Genomic DNA, 16,191 nt, shown 5'->3' on the forward strand with positions numbered 1-16,191 from the left:
CTTTACGTGAAGACAAATACACCTTAACCAATCACATACACTTACGTCAAGTATCTTTATGTGGAGATATAATGTTCATCAGTTCAATCTGATGATGAAATACACATCGACATCCTAAGCGGAGAAAAGGAACTTCATTGTTATATTTTGTAATTCATGGACTTATGCTCAGGATCTTTCTAAGGGATTTGTTCAGTGCGCATGTCTACACCAGTGAGAAAGCGTGCGACTCGCCATCAATCAAAAGGCTATCAACGGGATAAGGATGATAGAAAACAACACACATATAGTGTTGTTTTTTGGGCTACTTTATAGCGTTAACTATGGCGACAAAGCTAGCTGAGTAGTAAAATCATTCATCAAATCTATTACTCTTCGTGCAATCAGCTCACACGATATTCATTCTGTGTGGCGGCTTAGGGAAAAGCGTCAATGAATCACTCCTCCTACTTTGTGCAAGCATGGCATAAAGTGAGCCTTTTCATGTCTTCACTGAAGCGTGCTCGGCCTGCGCATTTCTACACCCGTTTACTGCTCAGCCTGAATGCACTGACGAGTCTCTCCGCCTTGGCGCATCCGACCATCATCGTTGGCGGTGACCACAATTATCCGCCCTATGAGTTTATCAATGCCCAGGGGGAGCCCGATGGCTATAATGTTGATCTGACGCGCGCAGTCGCTGAAGTGATGGGTATGCACGTCACTATTCAGCTTGAATCTTGGGACGCCGCTCGCGCCAAGCTGCTCCATAATGAGATTGACGTACTGCAAGGGATGTCTTATTCGCGTGATCGCGCCCTCGATTTCGACTTCTCGCCTGCGCATGCCATTATTCATCAATCGATTTTTGCGCGGAAAGGGACAGAGAGTGTCGAAAACTTATCTGAGCTCACCGGCAAAGACGTCATCGTTCAATCCGATGGGATCATGCATGATCTCATCCGCCAGCAGAACCTGCACGCTAACCTCATTCTGGTGGATACCCATGCCAACGCCTTAAGACTACTCGCGTCTGGTAAGCATGACTTTGCACTGGTCGCAAACCTGCCCGGCTTGTATCTCGGGAAAGAACTCGACTTAACCAATATCATTCCGGTGGGAAAACCCTTTGGCGCACAACGCTATGGCTTTGCGGTAAAAAAAGGCAACGATGCCTTACTCGCGCAGTTCAGCGAGGGGCTTGCTATCGTCATTAATACCGGGCGACAACAAGCAATCTACGACAAATGGTTTAGCCAGTTGGAGGATCCAAGACATCTCTCCAAAGATACCCTGTTCGCTTTTCTGGCTGCCGCGGTCTTGCTCCTTGCTGTGCTCGGGATGATCGTGGTGTGGAACCGCACCTTACAGCAACAAGTCGCCGCAAGAACACAAGAAATCGAAGCGCAACAGCAGCAGCTCATTCAAGCGGATAAGCTTTCCTCTCTGGGTATTTTAGTCTCTGGCGTTGCCCATGAGATCAATAATCCAACCAGCTTACTCATGCTCAACTTACCCTTGTTTAAGGATATCTACGGCGATATTTCACCCATCTTAGAGCAACATTATCAAACCCACGGTGATTTTCGCATGGGCGGACTTTCGTACAGTAGAATGCGCGAAGATGCGCCACTTTTAATCGACGATATGCTCGCAGGAACCCAGCGCATTCGGCGAATTGTTGAAGACTTGCGCGATTTCGCCCGCAAAGACTCATCGGCAATGGATGAAGAGGTCGATATCAATGAAGTGGTACAAGCCGCCATTCGTATTCTCGATAACACGATTAAGAAATCAACCCAGCACTTTATCGTCGATGACGGTCAATCCCTGCCCCTCATTCAAGGCAATGCACAGCGTATTGAACAAGTCATCATTAACTTATTACTCAATGCTTGTCAGGCGCTCACATCAACCGAGCAATGTGTTTGGCTATCCACGCAATTCAGTTTTGAGCAGCAAGCGATACTTGTCCAAATTCGTGACGAGGGCGTTGGTATCGATAAAGAAAATCTGACTCGTCTCACTGACCCCTTTTTTACCACTAAGCGGGAAAGTGGTGGCACAGGGCTAGGGCTTTCTGTTTCCATGAACATTATCGAGCAACATCAAGGTACCCTCACCTTCCACTCTCATCCAGGTGAAGGCACAACAGCAACGATTCGATTACCCCTCAATTTAGCGGTTCCACCAGCAGTATCCGCTTTAGGAAGTCACACATGAACCAAGATAGATATCCCTCGTTTGGTATTCTTTTGATAGACGATGAGGCCGCGTTCTTGCGCAGTATGTCTATCACGTTGGAACGGAATGGATTCAATCATATTTACACCTGCCAGGACGAACGTGATGCGCATGCGATGCTACGTTCACTGCCTATTGGGCTGGTGTTGCTCGACTTAACAATGCCGTATCACTCAGGGCGCGAGATGCTCTCAACCATTACTCAAGAGTTTCCTGATGTCGGGGTGATTATGTTGAGTGGGTTAAATCAAGTGGAAACCGCTGTCGAGTGCATTCAAGAAGGCGCATTTGACTATTTCGTCAAAACAACGGAAGAGAGTCGACTCATTGCGGGGATCCGCCGTGCTATTCAAATGCTTGAGCTTCGGGTAGAAAACCAAGCGATGCGACAGCGCTTTTTTGACGACAAACTGCAGTTTCCCGAGGCTTTCCGACACATCATTACCGATGACAAAGGGATGCATTCGATTTTTCGCTACCTAGAGTCCATTTCTCCGAGTCGGCAACCTGTGCTCATCTGTGGTGAAAGTGGCAGTGGCAAAGAGCTCATTGCCCGAGCCATTCACGAGTTGAGCCATGTCAAAGGCCCACTTATCAGCGTCAATGCGGCAGGATTAGATGATAACGTTTTTGCCGACACCTTATTCGGTCATAAACGTGGTGCCTATACGGGTGCCGACCAAGCGCGATCGGGCATGATAGAGAAAGCTGATGGCGGCACACTCTTCCTAGATGAAATAGGCGACCTCAGTATGGCGTCACAAGTCAAACTGTTGCGCCTATTGCAAGAGGGTGAGTACTACCCCCTCGGTAGCGATACACCAAAACGTATGAATGCGCGTATCGTGGTAGCAACCCATCAACGTCTGAACGAAAAAATGGAACACGGTGAGTTTCGTCGCGACCTTTACTATCGCCTCAAGACACATCAGGTCGACGTGCCACCTTTACGCAATCGAAAAGGCGATATCAGCCTACTGGTCCGCCATTTTATCCATATTGCCGCACTGGAAATGGACAAGCCTGTGCCTACCGTTCCAAAAGAGCTGAGTTTACTGTTAGAAAACTATCACTTTCCGGGAAATGTGCGCGAGTTGCGCGCACTTGCGTATGATGCAGTAGGCCGGCATCGTTCTAAAATGCTGTCACTAGAAGTGTTCAAACAAGTTTTTGACCAAGCCCCAGCCATTACCGCAACCATGAGCACCCACAACCTCTTTTCGGCGTGTGAACACTTGCCAACACTGCAGGAAGCCAGCGAGTTACTGGTGGATGAAGCAATGAGTCGCAGCAAAGGAAGTCAGTCTATTGCGGCGAAGTTATTAGGTATCTCGCAACCCGCGCTGAGTAAAAGGCTTAAAAAAAGAGACACCTAACCCCTATAACTTTCATCTGAGCTATAACCAAAGTAATTAGCCTAAATACCCTTATAAATCAACAACTAATGCCGCTTTATGATTTCCAGACAAAAGCGGCATAACCATAGTTATACCCCTTCCCATCTTCTACTACCACATTCATCTCATTTATTCCAAAAATAAAAACAAGCACAACAATAACTTAACACGATGTTTCATTTTTGGCATTGGTCTTGCTTTGTTACGCCAGCAAACCGACAAATTGCTAATAAAAACAATAAGTAAACTTTAGGATTATCAATACAACATACCTGTAAAGCGGCTCATAGTTCGCGTTGCAGGTATCCAAGGAAAGAAAAAGGAACGACTATGTCGAATCAAGCGGCAGCTACCTCAAAAGGTATTGCACTTTGGAAACAAATATTAATCGGTATGGTTGCCGGTTGTGCTGTCGGTGTGCTATTTGGCGAAAGCGCGGCAATGCTTAAGCCACTTGGCACACTGTTCATCAACCTGATCAAAATGCTGATTGTCCCTCTGGTGTTCTGTTCACTGATTGTGGGCGTGACGTCAATGAAGGATCCTCGCAAAATGGGGCGTATCGGTGGTAAAGCCATTTTACTCTACCTTTCGACTACTGCTATCGCCATCTCGATTGGCCTTGGTATGGGTACCCTATTTGCACCAGGTGTAGGGATTAATATCGCGACCTCGGAAGCTGCGGTTGCCGCCAAAGAAGCGCCAACCTTGGTTTCTACTCTGCTCAATATGATCCCAACCAACCCGGTTAAAGCGCTCGCTAACGGTGCCATTTTACAGATCATTGTCTTTGCTCTAGCGCTCGGTATTGCACTCACCCTGATTGGCGACAAAGGCAAACCGGCTGTTCAAGTTTTCGAAAGCCTTGCAGAAGCCATGTACAAGCTGACTGAACTCGTCATGAAGGTCGCGCCTTTCGGTATCTTCGGTTTAATGGCTTGGGTATCAGGTACTTATGGACTGGAAGTTTTACTGCCACTCGCGAAAGTGATTTTCGCCGTCTACGTTGGTTGTGTTATCCACGTTATCGTGTTCTACAGCGGTATCATCAGCACGCTTGGTAAGCTAAGCCCAGTGCGTTACCTGAAAGGTGTGATTAACCCAGCAACGGTCGCTTTTACCACCACCAGTAGTTCAGGCACGCTACCTGCCACTATCAAAGCGTCTCAAGAAGAGCTTGGTGTTTCAAAAGGCGTATCGAGCTTCGTTCTGCCACTTGGCGCAACCATCAACATGGATGGTACTGCCCTTTACCAAGGTGTTTGTGCGCTCTTTATCGCGCAAGCATTTGGCATTGACCTAACAATGTCCCAATACCTACTGATCATCATGACCTCAACACTCGCTTCAATTGGTACCGCTGGCGTACCTGGTGGCGGCTTGATCATGCTGTCATTGGTATTAACCACTGTCGGTCTGCCAATGGAAGGATTGGCGATTGTTGCAGGTATCGACCGTATCCTCGACATGGCGCGTACCAGTGTCAATGTCTGTGGTGACATGATGGTCGCGACACTGATTGGTAAGAGCGAGAATGAACTCGACGAAACCATCTATAACAGCGATAAGACTGTGCCTGTTTCTGAGCAAGCAAAAGCCTAAAAGAATATTGTGGCTTGTCCGATACCGCGCTGAATGTGACTGACCCCATAAGCGCACATAAAAGTTAAAGCGGCGAGCCACAATTACCCCTCTTCCCTAGCCAATGATGGCACCAACCACCTTCGCAACATGCTTAGGTGGTTTTTTTTACAAATTACACAGCAGGTTTATCTATCGCTCAATCTGGATAAAGATTACGGATAGCAAGAAAGGCATCAATGTTCGCCAGCAACATACTGGTGAGTGTCGGGTCAAATTGCTTCCCAGCGCCTTCCTGAAAATAACGAATCACTTCTTGCACGTCCCAGCTTGCCTTATAGCAGCGTTTACTCAGTAACGCATCAAATACATCGGCAATCGTGGTAATACGCGCGTAGACATGGATCGCCTCACCAGCTTTGTTGTTTGGATACCCTTCACCATCCCAGCGCTCATGATGCTCGTGTGCAATGATTGCCGCTTTTTGAAAAAGTTCACCTTGGCTACTACTGAGCAAACGGTAGCCCAATGTGGTATGGGTTTGCATGATTGCCCACTCTTCGGCATCTAGCTTGCCCGGTTTTTCAAGAATCATATCTGGAATTGAGATTTTACCTACGTCATGCATCGGGCTAATGGCTTCCAACTCCGCGATTTCTCGACTGTTCAATCCGTAAAGCTGACCGAGGTGTGCTGACATCTTGGCGACCCGCTTAACATGATTGCCCGTTTCACCAGAGCGAGACTCAATCGCTTCACCTAACATCATGACCATCTCTTTTTGCGCGCCCAACATTTGAGATTGCAATTGATAAATCTGCCTATTGTTCTGTGCTAACAACTTGCGATGCTTTATCAATGCCCCTTGAGCAAGAATAATCAACAACAGACACACAATAATTACCGTTGCGATCACGAGCACTTGCCAATGCTCTTCCCAGAACGAGATGGGATTGTTGAGTAGTATCGCACTTGTCGGCAACGACGCGAGGGAAACACCATGGCGTTCGAGAGAGTGAAAATCAAAAACCGGTTTGTAGCTGGATCGGTATGATGAAGGCATATCGACACCAAAGGAGATAAACCGACTTAACGCATAAACAGCAATTCGCCCCAATTTCTCTGAATGGTTAACATACCCACCAAGTACACCATTCTCGATATAGAACTCCCAAAAGACGAACACTGGCGCAACACTGTGCTCGCCAATCAACTTCGTTATTTCATGGTAGGTGTAATAGACACCTGACTCCACTTCAGTATTGAAATGGCTCATCAACACCGCATCATGCGGCGAAATGTTAGCGACAAACTCACTCGCGGCCTGAACCGTGAGGTTATCGACTAGCACCAATTCAATATTAGCCATTCGACTTTCTTTAAATATCGCCACAACTTCCTTTTCGACAAACTGTGCCGAGATACTTTGATCAGTCAGAAAGTAGAGTTTCTTTATTTGCGGCCTCAAATCAGCAATGAGATTTAAGTTTTCAAGAACACGATCTTTCGAATAAAAAACCCGATTATTTACGGATATATCATCTAGATTCGCGCGTGTATCATTGATACCCACCGCTACCGTTGGCGTATCCGCATCGAAAAGATAAGACAGCCGCTTACCCATCAACAACGCGTTATCATCGGTTAGAATAATGCCATCAAAATCATAGCCTATGTATTTTCGAATAAAGTATTGTTCGAATGTCTGATAATATTCTTCGGAGAAAACACGCTTACTGTCTAGGTATTCAATAGAGAGTTTGACATGAACAGAACTCTCTTCAAGCGCAGCTTCTATTCCCTTTTGTAAGTCATGGGTCCACTGATAAGAAGGATGGTAAGAATGAAGAATCAATATATTTTTGACTGATGTTTCTGCAAATGCTTTACCCATCGTGAATACAATGAGCAGTATTATTGAACAATATCGCCAATAACAGCTAGCGAACATGGCTACCTCATCGAAATAGTAAAATACCAATTAAGTATACTATCAATACCAATGAGGAACAGTTCTTATTTCTGCGAAATCCGTTCATCTTAGAGAGTTGTGTAATCTAAACACGTATCAGCTAAGAGTTTGTTCCTACTCGCAACTTTTCCCATTACCAAAAAAACACACTTAAACCACACCAACCAGCCCATTAAAATGGACATTGTGATTCATCTCGAGGTTAAGATGCACCAAAACGTTACTTTCTGTATTGCTGCAGCCCTTATTATGCTCATCGCTATGAGTGTTCGTTGGCACTATCGACGTAATAAGGCTCGAACACACCACCGTTCGATATGCCGTCCTCTCTATCAAGAAATGCGTTGGTACCGTAACGTCAACATCGGAGCCTTTGTACTTTCACCTATTTGGCTAGCGTCAAATGGCTTCAGGCTGCGAGCATGCCTCTATTTGTTAAGTGCCTTGTACTGTGGTTATATACTCAAGCCGCCTCAAGATGCTTAATCAGCGAGAATTTCTAGGTTTGCCATCGAGGCACTGCTTTGAAGGTCTAGTGGACTAAATCAAAAAGCAGTAACAAAGGTGGCGAGCCTAGAAAACTCGCCCTTCGGGAAGCAACTAGCGCCCCGATTTCTGCGTTAAAGGTGTTCGAAAGGGGAAGGCCATTCCTTCACACCTTTGCCTTGAACTCAACGCGCTAGTCTGCTTCTGAATCCTGCATCTTGAGGTGGCTTGAGTATACAGCCATTATCTGGTCAGGCTACCTTTTCTTTTTTGGCACAGCGATTTCATGGGGGGACGGGCGTCGTTGGCATTTCGATATTGCCGCTTTCATCGATGAGCAGCGGTTTTGGCGGCGTTTAGCGTGGCTGGTACTAGGTTTGTTATCATGGCTTTACTTAGTCACTCTAGTAACACAATGATGACCATGACTACTCTGCCACTGGCGGTTGCAATAAAAGGTCAAAAATCTTCCGATACCGTTCAACAGCTTCGCTTATCTCTTTGTCAGTAAGTACATTATTTCGCTGGTGCAACCGTCGGTCCTCTTGCCAATGCAAGGCAAACTGCTCTGTCGTTTGCGTCATCAACAGGTTACTCGGCCTCAATGACTGCATTCGTACCAGTTGCTGAATTTCAACATCAATATTTAAATAATCCACTTCGAAACGGCGAAAATTCCGCTCTTGCTCAGGCATCATGGCTAAAAAATCAAAGTGCTGAAACAGCACCTTTTCTACCCGCTTAGTCTGTTGATGAGTGCGAGCATCAAAATGCGCCATCATTTCGCACCCCATCAGGGATACAATGCTCAACAGCAGTCCAATCCATCCGGCTAACAACGCGTTACGATTTAGCACTTATCCTTCTCCTCTCTTGCGATAAACCATCGGTATCGCAATGTGTGAATCTTGTCTTTCCATAGCGCCAAGGATATAAATATAGCCATTGTCATCTCTCCTCCTCTTCCGTCAAGCGATATCCGTTAATAATGGTGCAAGTGGCTACATTTTGACATCTCGTTGACTTTTATTTCTTGCATCGACAATCGCTTGTTATAGAAACACCTCAAAAACATTCAGCCTCGTAATAAATAGATTCAATGGGCGTTTTCTCCTTAAGAATATTTCCCCTATTTACCCTTGGAATTAAGCACGTCTTTCATAGTGCGCTCTCAATACTCAAACAAGGTTAAGAATGCCATTTATTGTTCGCTAAGCTTGTGGCAAAGTAACTGTATTCAATGCACTTTTTGTAAGAGAGGCGTCCCCTATGTTCCGCGAAGAAGTTGACTCAGAGATTTCACTCGCCCTTGTCGAGCCCAGTTTTGCAACGCAATACCATCACATTGTACTCGAACAAAAAGCGTATTTAGGTGAGTGGTTACCTTGGGTACACTTTGCTGATGGCGAACCTTTCTTTATGCGCTTCATTAAACAGTCCCTCTATGATTATGCCGATGGAAAGTCCCTGACTTGCGGCATTCTTTTTAAAGGTGATTTGGTGGGCAACATTAGCTTTAATAACATTCAGAATACGACAAAACGTGTAGAGATTGGCTATTGGCTAAGCGAAAAATATCAAGGCCAAGGCATTATGTCTCGCAGCGTCTCTCATCTCATTCACAAGGCCTTTAATGAAATGAAGATGGAGAAAGTGCAAATCGCTGCCGCCGAGCATAATAAACCCAGTCGCGCATTGTGTGAACGATTAGGGTTTAAATTGGAGGGGATACTCACCAACACGGAAAACATTAACGGTTACATCGTTAATCACGCGTTTTATGGATTACACAGAGAAGATTGGCAACAGACACGCTAATTTGGCTACCGACCTCTTCCTTCTAAAACGATAGTCGCCAGGTCGGTGCAAACAAAATCAAACTGGCTCAGGAAACAGCTTAAGCCACCAATCATTTCCCGATGCATGACGAATGATCAGTTCACGCAACCATCGATGGCTAGGGTCATTTTCAAAGTTCTTGTGCCAGAGAAGAAAGTGACCCGCCGGTGCAATCTCAATCGGCAATGGCCGCACTATCAGGTTGTTCGTGGCTAAGAAACGGTGAATCGTTGAAACGGGATAACACATTAGCAAATCAGTTTGCTCAATTAATTCAATCGCACTACGTAAATCAGACATATGAACAGCATTATCTAGGCTATGCCGCTGCGCTTCTATCATGGCTTGAATCATCCAACCAGAGATACCCCCAGTTGTCACTTGTAGATGACGATACTTTAAAAAGGTGGCTAAGTTCCATGGTTCCTTTGCAGCTGGATGATCGACTCGCATAACACAGACTGAATAGTCTTTTACAAGCTCGACCGCATTCAGTTCCTCTGGGATCTGACTGGCATGCGCCGTTGCCCTTTCGTCCCACTCAAAAATCGCGATACCGAAATCTGACTCACAACGAAGTAATCGTTTTAAGCTACCTTCATTCCATGTCTTTGAATTAACGCTGATGTTTGGGGCCTCTTGAAGCGCTTTGGGCATAAACAGGGGAAAAGTAACCGAATACGCCGTCTCTAACAGTTCAAAATCAAATGTCCTTCGACTCAAGCTGGGTTCAAACAGTTCAGGCAGGGTTAGCTGATCCACTTGCAATAAAATCGCGTGAATTTTCGGGGCAAGCGACAGTGCTTTAGGGGTCGGTGACAACCCTTTCGATTCCCGCTCAAACAACGGATCATCAAACGCTAGTCTTAATTTAGCGAGCTGCTTACTTACCGCCGACTGACTCAGAAATAACCTTTCCGCGGCGGCAGTAACACTTCGCTCTTCAAGCAAAACAGCCAATACGCGTAGTAGATTTACATCAAACTGATTCAATACTTTTCCTTTTTATACTCTCGCTGTCTCTCGATACCTGATTAGCGACAAAACTTAGGCATGTCAGCAAGACACTGCTTTGGCGGTGATTCGATTATATCCTCAAGTAGCTTGCTAACGAATACCCTGTCCGTAGGCCTCTAAAGCGCAGGGTAGCTTACGGTTTTCTCTAAACGTGCCTGTAGCAGTTCAAGGGAAAGGGGCTTATCGAAATAGAAGCCTTGCACAAAGTGGCAACCATACGATTTGAGTTTGACATACTGAGACTTGGTTTCAACACCTTCTGCCACAACAGAAAAGTCTGACGCAGCACCTATCGCTAAAATGGCCTTGATCAGAGAGTCACTCTGATCGCTCACTAACAGTTTATCGACAAAACAACGATCGATCTTGATCTCTGTAATAGGTAACGTATTGAGATAACTCAATGAAGAATACCCTGTCCCAAAGTCATCCAAAGAGATACCAAAGCCTAAATGACGCAGGCTATGTAACATTGGTGCCACCTCGGTCAAATCATGTATCAAGATGTTCTCTGTTATCTCCAGTACCAAGCGATCAATATCAATCCCAACTTCATTGATCACCGCCAGCATATCAGTGGCAAACTCAGCTTCATTTAATTGCGCTGGGGAGATATTGACCGACAATTTCAACGCATTCTCACCATTAGGCGATATTGAAAGCACGTCTTCACACGCACGCCTAAACACCCACATACCAATCTGGTGAATGATACCGGCTTCTTCTGCTGCACTGATGAACTTGTCAGGGGGTACGAAGCCTAGCTTACTATTTTCCCATCGCGCGAGCACTTCAACGCCCACTATCTCGTTGGCAGCCGCATCCACTTGCGGCTGATAGAGAACGAACAACTCATTCCTCTCTATTGCCTGCTTCAACTGCTCCTGCATTTGGAAGGCATATTGCACTTCCTCATTAATGGCCGCTGAGTAAAAGAACACTTCACCTTTTCTCTGAGCGGCTTTAGACTTGTACAACACAATATCTGCGTTGCGAATCAATACCTCAGCACTGTCGCTATCCGCGGGAAACATGCTCGCACCCACACTGCACCCGGTTGTCACTAGTCGGCCACCCACTTTGAACGGCGTATCGAAAACACGCTTTATACGACGAATTTTGCGTTCTGCTGCTTGGAAACTCTTCAAATTAGGGAAGCAGAAAACAAACTCATCGCCGCCAAACCGTGCGACAAGATCATCATCTTCCAATAAGAAATCAAACCGCTCAGAAACAGCGACTAACAGTTCATCGCCGGTAGAGTGACCAAAAATATCATTGATGCGTTTAAAATTATCTAGATCGACAAACACCACAGCGAGATGTAACCCTTTCTCTCTCCCCTCTTCAATCCCTTGCTGTATTGTTTCAGTTAGCATCAACCTATTCGGTAGATTAGTTAATACATCTTTCTGCGCAATCTGTTGAAGCTGATCTCGCGTTTGTACCAGTTGATTAAAGTGCGCCGCGATCTTTTCCTGAAAACGACCAAAGCGACGCGATACTTGCATACTCAATAGCAATGAGAACGCGATCATGGCAAATGCCAATGAACCAATCGCTAGCGTGAGTCGCATCCATTCTTGACGCTGCAACATAGCGACTTCTTCTCGTTTCACATCTAAATAACGCTCAAAATCGTCTAAGTAAAATCCCGTGCCAATCGTCCAACCCCACTCTTCTATTTGCGCGATGTAGCTTAGTTTTTGTCTATCATCGGTAAAGATAAGTTGGTATTCAACAAAGCCGCCTTGTGGCGCGGCCGCTTGAAACCTCTCCCAAATGTCTTGGCCGCCGCCAAATTGGATCAACGACAATGGCTGAGATAAGTACTCACGATGGGGATGGGCAAGCAGCTTTCCTTCTTCATCTAAGACAAAGACATAACCGTCATCACCATATTGATAGCTAGTTACCCAATCTAACAAGTGCTGTTGAATATCGGACTCGACATCATCGACATACTCACCAGTACCAATAAACCAATCATAAGGGGCAAAGTATTTCCCATAACCGATTTTTTCAAACTCTTGATCTTTAGGGTAACCGGGCTTGGAGTACCACCAACGATAAAAAGCTTCCCCCGACTCGGCAATCAAGCGGATATGCTCTTGTAAAATAGAGGTACCACGTGAATCTTTCGCTTCCCAACCGGAGTTACCTTCTATTTCCGGTTTCAAGCCGTGAATAACGTTGATTCCATCCATTTTGAAGACGAAAAAGTAACCTCTTCCGTCGAAGAAACGGATGGGGCGCAGTGCATCGGCAATCATCTCAGTCACCACGTCTTCAGGTAGGTGTGCGTTTTGGCTATAGATATTGGTCGCAATCGCATGCGCTTCATCAACACGCATTTTGGCTTGACGCTTTAGCTGTCCCTCTGCGAGTGCGCGATGGTAATCGATTTCTTGAATAACCCGATTGACGTGCTGCCGAATCGTCTCTTTTTGAATCTCGATCACTTCACTACGTAATGCTTCCAACCGCGCTTCCGAGCGCGCTTGGTTCCCTTTAATCAGTACCAAGCTAATCACAAGGGTAACCACACCAATAATGACAACAGGCGCATAACGGATTAGGCGCAACAGCTTTTGATCATTAAGGGTCTGCATCATAGGTAGAAAGTCACTGCTAGGTCATTTACTAGATTATAGATAGTGGTAGCGACACTGATGGAAAAATCACTTACCTGTTAGATAGTTATTCACAATTTACGACTCAAATATCATAAAGAAAGCTTTTTTGTACACTTGTATCAAGCTCGCGACAGTTGTCTCGTCACACCGTCGAGGTCGGAAAGGTTATTTATCCAACCTGATCAGCCACCAATTAACACGGTCGGCATGCCGACCACAATCGTACCACCGTGTGCGGTTGTATCACCCATTCTTGCCACTGGTCGATTATTAAACAACACAGTCGCACTGCCTTTTATTATGCTATCCGGTGGACCGACACAGGTGCACATTTGCCCTACCGTCGCCGCGGGAATATTACCCACCAACACGGTACATGGCAGAGGAATGATTGGCCCACCAACATGAGGAATTGGCGGGACAGCAGGGGTTTGCATCGGACATACGTGCATATCAGATGCTCTTGCACAAGGTAGCATTATCTCACTCCTTCTATTTGGCCATTACCACCGTTCGCTATATGAATACCTATCTCGATGAAAAGTGGGTAACGCTTTTCAACTTCAGCGCCATCAGGTAACACAGCCGTCAAGTTAATTGCACCACCGACGGCATGCGCATACAGATAGGGCGGTGCTGGCAAAGGTGGCGCACCATCGTCAGTAATACTACCACCGCTCCAAAAAGCAGCCTGTGCTGTCCACCCCGCGCCTGTATCCAAGGTTGCGGCATTGGCCGCTTTTTCAGCATAGCGACGACTCGTTTCATCAGGTGCATGTACCCAAGCCTTCGCGCTGCGTATCGCATCCAATTCAACATCTTTCCAATCCGTTCTATGACTAGCACAGCAGCAACTCCACCAAATCGCCTCTCGCACTGGCATGCCGTGGGCGAGAAAAATCACTGCATCGGAAAAGCGCTCTTCATCGCAAGCACGTGTCACCAAGGCCGCCGGAGACATATTGGGTTCAACCAGGGCTTTTAGCTCCGCACTCGGATCATAAAGTGCAAGAATATCACTCGCGTTGTTATAAGGAATTTTCACAAAACTCATTAGTTCACCTTTGCAATCGCACCTTGGATTTGTACCATCGCTCCCCCTTTCACTTGGGTCATCGCGCTCCCATCCAAAGTCACCATCGCTCCTTTCACATCGGCTTTACCTGAACCCTCAACCGTGACCATCGCCCCTTTCAACTCCGCTTTTCCTGAACCATTGATACTCACTTGAGGACCACTGATTTTTACGCCACTCGCGCTCAATTCCAATTTAGTGCCGCCCACTTTTAACTCAATTTTCGTGTTGCCACTTATCGAAACCGTTTGGCCATCTATGGAAAGCGAAGACGATGCACTAAACGATCCTTTCGAACCTGCGCTCAAGCTCAAGTTAGCATCGGACGAATGAGACATGTCTTTTTTGCTATCGAGTGTCAGCTTATCTTCCGTGGTGGCTTTATAGGCTTCTTTACTTGAGAGCTCGTACGTTTTCTCAATTTTTGTGGCAGACTTTCCTGTAATGGTTTCAGTCAGATCATTTAATACCTCTAACATGAAATCCTTCTCAGCATGCAAGAAGACATGTTCTTTGTCTTTTTGATCCTCAAATCGCAACTCATTGCCGTTCTTGCTGCTCCCTTTCGGCGTCGAACGGGTTTTGATGCCGCTCTGCGTTGCCGCGCTATATGGGGGCTTATTTTTACCGTTATAAATACTTCCCGTGACAACAGGTCTATCCGGATCACCATCGATAAAAGCAACGATCACTTCATCTCCAATCCGAGGGAGAAATTGAAAACCGAAACCATTACTCGCAGCCCCTTGCATCACGGGCAACCAGCACGAGGTGTTTTCATCTCCCTTCCCCTCTGAATCCCAATGAAACTGTACCTTCACACGCCCATCTTTGTCTTTGTAAGTCTCATCGCCTTTTGGGCCTGTCACGGTTGCACTTTGCACACTGTGTACACGTGGTTTATCAAGATAAGGTGATTTGAATGTCACTGATGACGGAATGGCTCGAACACGACAACGATAATCGACTTGATGCCCGGCACCTTGATAGGCGAGCGAGTGTTCGGCATGAATAGCGAGATAAGTTTGATTGAGGGCACTCACAGGATGCTTGGTTAACTTAAACGTTAGCCCAGCAGAGAACAGTGGAATTTCGCTCTCCGTCGCGTAAGTTTCTTTCTTGACATCGTCTGCTTCTCCGACCCGTTTTGCAAGATCGCGAATCTGGCTTTTATCCGCAGCCCCGACACCGTAAAAAGCTTGGCCTAACTTTGAAAAAGCGGATTTATGGGATGACTTTTGCTCGCTACTTTCCAGCTTTTCCGCTTGCTCTTGCGAGTGATCAGCCAATGAAAAGCTCGTGCTCCCTAACTGCTGTGTTTGACGAAACTCTTTTAGCATCCTTAGCGGGTCTGGTTCTGGGGTACGATAGGTCAACGAGTCTGAACTCATCGACTTAAACGCTTGATTCGTATCTCCAATGGCCTGCAGCACATTACTACCGCTATGTTGCAGGTGATAATGCCACCCTTCACTCGCCATTAAGCGCTTAACGAGGTCTAAATCACTTTCACCCGTCTGCGTGCAATATTCATGGGTCACGCCACTGCCTGATACCGAAATTTTCATGTAACTTTTGATACCACTTTCGCTAAAAATGGTTTCAAGGATTTGCTTCGATGTCACACTTTGAAAGACACGACGGTTGGTACGAAACGCCAATATCGACAGGGGATCAATAGCTTCAATTTGATAAAAATAAGACGCTTTGTCTTCACTGTAATCTTGTAATTCAACGCTACTCAACAACGCATTAAACTGACGGGACTCATCAGGCCCATCAAAGAAGAGGTTAACCACCTTGCCTAAGGTACTTTCTGCCAGCAGTGTTGATGTGGCGATAACTGCCGTCATACGAAACGGCTCTGACACACCTTCGGTCACTAAAGCTGAAGGCGCGATATAGGGGCCTTTCCCATCAATTTTTACCGTTATCGGCCTATCCGTCGCGTCAAATGCGGTCATT

At 46.1% G+C, this 16,191-nt stretch carries 11 protein-coding genes; 4 read left to right on the plus strand and 7 right to left on the minus strand.

Annotated features, from left to right (window positions below; all coding sequences use genetic code 11):
- The first annotated feature begins 432 nt into the window (after positions 1-432).
- From TSUB_RS09255 to TSUB_RS09265, 3 genes are all read left to right on the plus strand, one after another.
- Positions 433-2,202, plus strand: coding sequence for a transporter substrate-binding domain-containing protein (locus TSUB_RS09255; protein ID WP_202819771.1), 1,770 nt, complete (start codon positions 433-435; stop codon positions 2,200-2,202).
- Positions 2,199-3,599, plus strand: a complete 1,401-nt coding sequence (locus TSUB_RS09260) for a sigma-54-dependent transcriptional regulator (protein WP_087024190.1) — start codon at positions 2,199-2,201, stop codon at positions 3,597-3,599. The genes TSUB_RS09255 and TSUB_RS09260 overlap by 4 nt, the downstream gene beginning before the upstream one ends.
- 351 nt (positions 3,600-3,950) lie before the next feature.
- Positions 3,951-5,222 (plus strand): dicarboxylate/amino acid:cation symporter, encoded by a 1,272-nt coding sequence (locus tag TSUB_RS09265; protein ID WP_087024188.1) that lies wholly within the window; start codon positions 3,951-3,953, stop codon positions 5,220-5,222.
- A 178-nt stretch (positions 5,223-5,400) separates the two neighbouring features.
- Here the strand turns inward: TSUB_RS09265 and TSUB_RS09270 are convergent, their stop codons facing one another.
- Both TSUB_RS09270 and TSUB_RS09275 read right to left on the minus strand, forming a co-directional pair.
- Positions 5,401-7,095: an HD domain-containing phosphohydrolase gene (locus TSUB_RS09270; RefSeq protein WP_159064984.1), complete on the minus strand. Its 1,695-nt coding sequence runs from the start codon at positions 7,093-7,095 to the stop codon at positions 5,401-5,403.
- A 992-nt stretch (positions 7,096-8,087) separates the two neighbouring features.
- Positions 8,088-8,516: a hypothetical protein gene (locus TSUB_RS09275; protein WP_087024184.1), complete on the minus strand. Its 429-nt coding sequence runs from the start codon at positions 8,514-8,516 to the stop codon at positions 8,088-8,090.
- A gap of 412 nt (positions 8,517-8,928) precedes the next feature.
- On the opposite strand from TSUB_RS09275, the gene TSUB_RS09280 reads away from it, so the two are divergent.
- Positions 8,929-9,477, plus strand: coding sequence for a GNAT family N-acetyltransferase (locus TSUB_RS09280; RefSeq protein WP_087024182.1), 549 nt, complete (start codon positions 8,929-8,931; stop codon positions 9,475-9,477).
- A 57-nt stretch (positions 9,478-9,534) separates the two neighbouring features.
- Here the strand turns inward: TSUB_RS09280 and TSUB_RS09285 are convergent, their stop codons facing one another.
- The 5 genes from TSUB_RS09285 to TSUB_RS09305 all read right to left on the minus strand — a co-directional run bounded on the left by TSUB_RS09285 (position 9,535) and on the right by TSUB_RS09305 (position 16,190).
- Positions 9,535-10,491 (minus strand): LysR family transcriptional regulator, encoded by a 957-nt coding sequence (locus TSUB_RS09285; RefSeq protein WP_087024180.1) that lies wholly within the window; start codon positions 10,489-10,491, stop codon positions 9,535-9,537.
- A gap of 140 nt (positions 10,492-10,631) precedes the next feature.
- On the minus strand, positions 10,632-13,130 hold the full coding sequence (locus tag TSUB_RS09290) for a bifunctional diguanylate cyclase/phosphodiesterase (RefSeq protein ID WP_087024178.1): 2,499 nt from the start codon (positions 13,128-13,130) through the stop codon (positions 10,632-10,634).
- Between the two features lie 203 nt (positions 13,131-13,333).
- On the minus strand, positions 13,334-13,630 hold the full coding sequence (locus tag TSUB_RS09295; RefSeq protein WP_087024176.1) for a PAAR domain-containing protein: 297 nt from the start codon (positions 13,628-13,630) through the stop codon (positions 13,334-13,336).
- Complete coding sequence (locus tag TSUB_RS09300; protein WP_087024174.1) at positions 13,630-14,205, minus strand: DUF6931 family protein; 576 nt, start codon at positions 14,203-14,205, stop codon at positions 13,630-13,632. Before TSUB_RS09300 ends, TSUB_RS09295 begins: the two co-directional genes overlap by 1 nt.
- Positions 14,205-16,190, minus strand: a complete 1,986-nt coding sequence (locus tag TSUB_RS09305) for a type VI secretion system Vgr family protein (protein WP_087024172.1) — start codon at positions 16,188-16,190, stop codon at positions 14,205-14,207. The genes TSUB_RS09300 and TSUB_RS09305 overlap by 1 nt, the downstream gene beginning before the upstream one ends.
- Between the last annotated feature and the right edge of the window lies 1 nt (position 16,191).

Origin of the sequence: Thaumasiovibrio subtropicus (genome assembly GCF_019703835.1) — a bacterium.
Lineage (GTDB): Bacteria > Pseudomonadota > Gammaproteobacteria > Enterobacterales > Vibrionaceae > Thaumasiovibrio > Thaumasiovibrio subtropicus.